Origin of the sequence: Microbacterium sp. Leaf351 (assembly GCF_001423825.1) — a bacterium.
In the GTDB taxonomy this organism is placed as follows: domain Bacteria; phylum Actinomycetota; class Actinomycetes; order Actinomycetales; family Microbacteriaceae; genus Microbacterium; species Microbacterium ginsengisoli.
This window is the reverse complement of sequence record NZ_LMPK01000018.1, coordinates 51,622-52,312: the sequence shown is the minus strand read 5'-3', so window position 1 is coordinate 52,312 and position 691 is coordinate 51,622. Positions and strand designations below refer to the sequence as shown.

Sequence of the window (691 nt, the reverse complement as noted above, 5' to 3'; positions counted from 1 at the left end):
CCGCGCTCACGCTGCGCGAGCTGCGCGGGGCCTGACACGGATCGGCGTCGCGCGCCGAGGGGCGCGACGCCGAACGGGCCTCAGGGCTTCCAGATCATCAGCACGACGATCGCGACGAGCAGCAGGGTGACCACACCGCTGACGCCGGCGATCGCGCCGTAGCCGGCGGGCTTCGCCGCGGCATCCGCCCCCGCCGCCTCGATGGCGTCGGCCCCGGCGCGCAGGCGCGGGACGAGCAGGAACACCGCCAGCAAGAACGCGACGGCGTACAGGATGATCGAGATCAGGATCCACGGGGTCGTGAACGTCAGCTGATACTTCGGATCGGCCATGCCCATGGCGCCGAACCCGAAGACGAACGTAAGCAACGACAGCCATGCGAAGACCATCGTCGAAGTGGCGAGGGTGCGCACCGAGTCGACGTTGCGGATGCGCAGCGCCCGCAGGGCGGTGTGCGGGAGGATCGCGAGCGGTCCGACGATGAAGACGGCCGTGCCGACGTGCAGGATTCCGAGAAGCGTGTCCATACCTTCATCGTAGGTGAAGGTATCGCTGGAGCCGCTCCCCGGACGGTGGGGACCGCGAATCCGACAGGTGTCGCCGAAGAGTAGGCTGAACACCTGGTCCGCGTCACCCATCCCGTGGCGCCCCGGTCCCGGCCCTCGCACACCCGCGAGGTGCGTCGCCTCCG

General features: G+C 69.6%; 1 protein-coding gene. It reads right to left on the bottom strand.

Annotated elements, in window-relative coordinates; genetic code table 11:
* Window positions 1–80: 80 nt before the first annotated feature.
* Complete coding sequence (locus ASG00_RS07045; RefSeq protein ID WP_056207911.1) at window positions 81–527, bottom strand: DUF2269 family protein; 447 nt, start codon at window positions 525–527, stop codon at window positions 81–83.
* Between the last annotated feature and the right edge of the window lie 164 nt (window positions 528–691).

Bases quoted from the DNA above. Each gene is read 5' to 3' on its own strand.
- ASG00_RS07045 (WP_056207911.1), bottom strand. From the start codon at position 527: ATGGACACGCTTCTCGGAATCCTGCACGTCGGCACGGCCGTCTTCATC.